Below are 4925 nucleotides of genomic sequence, written 5' to 3' on the forward strand. Positions count from 1 at the left end.
GGGGAATGGGCTGCGGTGCAGGCCGGTTGCGGGCCCGCGCCTTCGACACCGGCGCCTTGCGCGCAGGCGTACCGGGTGCCCCCATGACGGCGCCCGGCGCCTCGCTGCCTCGCGCGGCGGCTCCGCCGGCACCGGCTGCAGCGGGCATCAGCAGGGCGGCAGGCTGGCCGATCGCCCGCGCCACCGCCTGCGCCAGCGGCTCACCCAGCAGGCGGGCACTCTGCTGCACGGTCTTGAACTTGTCGGCCTCGAGCGCCAGGCGCAGCTTCACCCACACGTCGGCCTGGGTCAGCACGCCGGCTGCCAGCAGCGTCTGGGCCATCGCATCACAGCCCTGATCCGCATCCTTCTGCGCCCACCAGGCCTGGCGGGCCTGCTCCCGCAGGTCGCCCCCCTCCAGCGGGATGCCCAACTGCTGGCGCGCCAGCAAGCCGAGGCAGAGAACCTCGCGGTCGTCATTCATCCGAAAGGCGGGCTGAATGCGCACGAAGGTCGACCAGTCGCGTCGCCGGCCGAGCTCCAGCAACCAGTCGTTGCGGGCGCGATCGGCCACGTAGGCATCCGGCCAGCGCGCCAGGAAGGCATCGACCTCGGCCGGGCTGATCTCGGACTGACGCAACAGGTACAGCCAGTAGTCCGCCCAGGGCGCAAGCGGATGGGCCGTGGCAATCAGGCCATCGCGGGCGCTGGTCAGCCGCTGACGATCCCGCAAGCGCCAGGCTTCGCGTGCCTCAACAATGAGCGTGTCGTTCACTGCGGCCGTCTGCGCGCCCGCCGAGGTGGGGGTCACCGCGGCCAACCCGGTGAGGGTGGCCGGGGCGGTCAGCCCGCCCAGCGCGGTCAACACGCCGGCCGTGGCCCCGGCCCACGCCAGTCGGACGGCAGCGATCCAGCCGCCATGCCGGGCAGAGGAAACAGGGTTGCGCCGCGCGCGGGACTGATACTGTCGGGACGTGCTCAATTGATGGACCTTGTTGGATGACCTTGACCGCTGCCCCCGATGCCGATGCCCGCACCCTGCTGCGCCGCCGCCTGTTGACGGCACGGCGCAACTGGGCCTCCACCCCGGCCGCCGAAGCGGCACAACTGGCCCTGGCCGATCGGCTGCAGGCCGTGCTGGCGCAACTCGAGCCTCAGACCCTGGGCCTGTACTGGGCAGTCAAGGGAGAATTTAACCCAAGGGATGTCGCCTTGTCGGCCCTGTCCACATGGCACTGCGGCCTGGCGCTGCCCTTTGCGCAACGCGATCCTGTGGTCATGACGTATCGCCCCTGGGCCGGTGGGGAGCCGGAGGGCCTGGATGAATGCGGCCTGCCGAGCCCTGCCACGACGAAGACCGTGGAACCGGACGTGGTGCTGGTGCCCTGCCTCGGCTTCACCGCCGCGGGGTTTCGTCTGGGCTACGGGGGCGGGTACTTTGACCGCTACCTGGCGGCGCACCCCGGTGTGACGGCCATCGGCCTCGCATGGGACGAAGGGCAGCTGGCAGAAACGGAGCTGATGCCGGCCCCGCACGACATTCCGCTGCTGGCGGTGCTGACCCCCTCCGGGGTCTGGGGCGGCTGAGCGGGCCGCGCCGACAGCGCATGTCGGCGCAGCGGAAAGCGAGACAAAACAAAGGCGCCCCGCGAGGGGCGCCTGATTCAAGCGGAGCGCGGTGCGGCTCAGCGGCTGCGGCGGCGCGTGGCGACGGCCACACCCAGCAGGCCCACGCCCATCAGGGCGTACGTCGAGGGCTCCGGGACGGCCGGGGTCGGGCCCGTCACATCGGCTGCGAACGTGCCGAAGTTGATGCTCTTGGCGGTGTTCACATAGAAGGCCAGCGTGGGCAGGCCGAAGGCCGACAGCATGGCCGTGGCCGCGCCGTCCGTCAGGAACAGCTGGCCGGTGCTCAGGTAGCCGGTGCCGAGCGCAGCGTTGAAGTTCTCGGAGACGGAAGCCGACGCCGAGGTGAGCAGCTGCCCGGTGTACTTGACGCTGCCATCGAGCGCGAGCGTGCCGGAGAGCGACTTGCTCGCCTGGCTGTAGCTGATGTTGGTGATGCTCAGCACCGAGGTCTTGTAGTTCAGGTTGAAGCCCGAACTGGCGCTGGTGTTGCCCAGGAAGTCGGCCGCCGAGGGGCTGCTGAGCGAGACGGCTGTGAAGGCCTCGCTCAGCGTGTTGGAGCTGGCATCGTACGTGGCGGCGCCGACGGGCGAGAAGGTCGCGCCGGTCAGCAGCTGCGTGATGTCGGAGCTGAGGGTAAGGACGGCCTGGGTGGGCGCTGTGAAGGCCGCCGCATGAACGGCCGCGCCGGCCGTCAGGGCCGCCACCGCCACGCCCGCTTGCGCGAGCCGGGTCAGGGTGCTGTGCATGTGTATCACCTTAGATTGCAGTTGTTGGTAGGCACTGCCACAAGGCAGTTGAAACCATGCTGCATCGGGTGTCCGCCCCACCCCATATCGTTGACCCTTAAACACCCCTCAAGCATGGGGCGTGCGCGAGCGGCCACCGGCCGGAATTGCTCGCGCTTTCGTCCCCGCGTTCCATGCGCACACAAAAAAGCCCCCTTGCGGGGGCCGTTTCAAGCGAGGCACCGGCCGGGCCGGTGCAGCGCCATCAGAAGCGGTAGCCGAGGCCGATGCCGAAGACCACCGGGTCAATCTTGACGCGGGTCACGACGGTGTCGGTGCCCTTGATCTTCACGTCCGAGCGGATGTCGATCTTCTTGAAGTCGATGTTCAGCGACAGGCGGTCGGTGATCGGGAAGTCAGCACCGATCTGCCAAGCCGGGCCCCAGCTGTTCTTTTCCAGTTCCAGTTCGGCGACTTCAGGCACGGCCAGTTTCACAGCCGAGAAACGGGTGTAGTTCAGGCCCGCGCCGATGTAGGGACGCACCACCGGGTTGGTCGGAGCGAAGTGGTACTGCACGGTCAGCGTGGGCGGCAGGTGGCGCACGGTGCCCAGCTTGGTGTCGCCGATCGACACGGTGTGCTTCTGCGGCGAGGTGGCGATCAGTTCCAGGGCGACGTTGTCGGTCACGAAGTACGACGCGTCGACTTCCCAGATGTACTTGCTGTTGACGTGGATGGCGTCTTCGGGCACGTCGAGCGACGGGATGGCATCGCTGCCGTTGGACGGCTCGAGGTACAGCGCACGGGCACGCACCACGATGTCACCGGCTGCGGCTTGCGAGACGGCGGGGGTCAGGGCGGCGCAGGCCAGGGCAACTGCGGCGATCAGGCTCGAGCGGGTGAAGATGGTGCTCATGGTCGTTCCTTCTTGTTCAGTGGCTGTTGGATCGCCGGCGGGCTTTCCATGACGTCATTGCAGCAAGCGGAACGTCGCTCGGACTTGTGCTGCATCAAGTCGTCACCCGGGCCGGGGCCGCGCAAGGGGCGTCGCCCCGGGTGCTTTGCGTCAGATCAGACATCCGTGATGCGTCCGCGCAACGCCGGGCGACACGCCGCCCGGCAGCGCGGCTCACGCGGAAGGCGTGAGGCCCAGGCGCTCACAGATGGCCTTCACCGGGCCGGCCTGGTTCATTGTGTAGAAGTGCAGCCCTGGCACGCCCGCGCAGCGCAGCTGGTCGCACAGGTCCGTCACGACATCGAGGCCGAAGGCCTGGATCGAGGCCTTGTCGTCGCCGAAGCCTTCGAGCCGGCTGCGGATCCAGCGCGGGATCTCGGCGCCGCACGCGTCCGAAAACCTCAGCAGCTGGCTGCTGTTGGTGATCGGCATGATGCCGGGGATGACCGGGATGTCGGCGCCCAGGGCCGCGGCCTCGTCCACGAAGCGGAAGTAGGCATCGCTGTTGTAGAAGTACTGGGTGAGCGCGGCGTTGGCACCGGCCTTCACCTTGGTGACGTAGGCGTTCAGGTCGGCCTGCGGGTTGCGGGCCTGGGGATGCATCTCGGGGTAGGCGGCCACTTCGATGTGGAAGTGATCGCCGGTTTCGGCCCGGATGAAGGCCACCAGGTCCGAGGCGTAGCGGAACTCGCCGAAGCCGCCGTAGCCGCTGGGCAGATCACCGCGCAAGGCCACGATGCGGCGGATGCCTTCGGCCTTGAACTGCTGCAACTGGGCGCGCACGCCGTCCTTGCTGGCGCCGATGCACGAGAAGTGCGGCGCGGCATCGAAGCCTTCACGCAGGATGGCACACACCGTCTGCAGCGTGCCGTCCTGGGTGGAGCCGCCGGCGCCATACGTCACCGAGCAGTAAGTGGGTTTCAGCGGATAGAGCTGCTGGCGCACGGCGGCCAGCTTGTCCACGCCCTCGGGGGTCTTGGGCGGGAAGAACTCCATGCTGATGGGCAGCGCAGGCTGCGAACGCGTCTGGGTCGTCATGGACTCACTCTTGGTCGGGCACGGGCGACTGCGCCCAGATGAAAAATTCGAGGTTGCCGTCGCCGCCCGCGATCGGGCTGGCAAAGCCCTTGTGGACCTTCCAGCCCAGGTCGGTGCAGGCGCGGCGCACCATGTCGCGGGCACGGGCGTGCTGGGCCGGGTCCTTGACCACGCCGCCCTTGCCGACGTGCTCCTTGCCGACCTCGAACTGCGGCTTGATGAGCATCACCACCTGACCACCCGGCTTCAGCCAGGGGCCGAGGTGCGGCACGATCTTGGAGAGCGCGATGAAGGACAGGTCGGCCACGATCAGGTCGAAGCCGTCGGCCGGGGCGTGTTCGCGCAGCGGGCTGGCGTCCAGCTCGCGGGCGTTGACGTTCTCCAGGCAGGCCACGCGGTCGTCGGCCTTCAGCTTGTCATGGAGCTGGCCATGGCCCACTTCCACGCCCACCACGCGGGCGGCGCCCTGCGTCAACAGAACGTCGGTGAAGCCGCCCGTACTCTGCCCCACGTCCAGGCAGGTCATTCCCGACACGTCGAGTCCGATGTGGGCCAGCGCGCCTTCGAGCTTGAGGCCGGCGCGGGACACCCAGCGCAGC

5 protein-coding genes and 1 pseudogene are annotated in these 4925 nt (G+C 68.6%); 1 reads left to right on the forward strand and 5 read right to left on the reverse strand.

Annotated features, from left to right (window positions below; all coding sequences use genetic code 11):
- Positions 1 to 961, reverse strand: a pseudogene (locus Q0Z44_RS18035) (hypothetical protein); the annotation flags it as partial.
- Between the two features lie 17 nt (positions 962 to 978).
- Between Q0Z44_RS18035 and Q0Z44_RS18040 the strand changes: the two are divergent.
- Positions 979 to 1566 carry a 5-formyltetrahydrofolate cyclo-ligase gene (locus Q0Z44_RS18040; RefSeq protein WP_298015360.1) on the forward strand — a complete coding sequence of 196 codons (588 nt, stop codon included), beginning with the start codon at positions 979 to 981 and terminating at the stop codon, positions 1564 to 1566.
- Between the two features lie 98 nt (positions 1567 to 1664).
- On the opposite strand, the gene Q0Z44_RS18045 is transcribed toward Q0Z44_RS18040, so the two are convergent.
- The 4 genes from Q0Z44_RS18045 to Q0Z44_RS18060 all read right to left on the reverse strand — a co-directional run.
- Positions 1665 to 2354 carry a PEP-CTERM sorting domain-containing protein gene (locus Q0Z44_RS18045; protein ID WP_298015362.1) on the reverse strand — a complete coding sequence of 230 codons (690 nt, stop codon included), beginning with the start codon at positions 2352 to 2354 and terminating at the stop codon, positions 1665 to 1667.
- Between the two features lie 244 nt (positions 2355 to 2598).
- Entirely contained in the window at positions 2599 to 3249 is a 651-nt protein-coding gene (locus Q0Z44_RS18050; RefSeq protein ID WP_298015364.1) for an OmpW family outer membrane protein, read from the reverse strand.
- 213 nt (positions 3250 to 3462) lie between these two features.
- On the reverse strand, positions 3463 to 4326 hold the full coding sequence (gene metF / locus Q0Z44_RS18055) for a methylenetetrahydrofolate reductase [NAD(P)H] (protein WP_298015366.1): 864 nt from the start codon (positions 4324 to 4326) through the stop codon (positions 3463 to 3465).
- Between the two features lie 4 nt (positions 4327 to 4330).
- Positions 4331 to 4925 (reverse strand): TlyA family RNA methyltransferase (locus Q0Z44_RS18060; protein ID WP_298015368.1); only part of this gene is annotated, 595 nt, incomplete at its 5' end.

Origin of the sequence: uncultured Aquabacterium sp., assembly GCF_947366995.1 — a bacterium.
Lineage (GTDB): Bacteria > Pseudomonadota > Gammaproteobacteria > Burkholderiales > Burkholderiaceae_C > Aquabacterium.

Excerpts from the sequence above, each read along its gene's own strand:
- Q0Z44_RS18040 (WP_298015360.1), top strand. The coding sequence starts at position 979 with ATGACCTTGACCGCTGCCCCCGATGCCGATGCCCGCACCCTGCTGCGC.
- Q0Z44_RS18045 (WP_298015362.1), bottom strand. The coding sequence starts at position 2,354 with ATGCACAGCACCCTGACCCGGCTCGCGCAAGCGGGCGTGGCGGTGGCG.
- Q0Z44_RS18050 (WP_298015364.1), bottom strand. The coding sequence starts at position 3,249 with ATGAGCACCATCTTCACCCGCTCGAGCCTGATCGCCGCAGTTGCCCTG.
- metF (WP_298015366.1), bottom strand. The coding sequence starts at position 4,326 with ATGACGACCCAGACGCGTTCGCAGCCTGCGCTGCCCATCAGCATGGAG.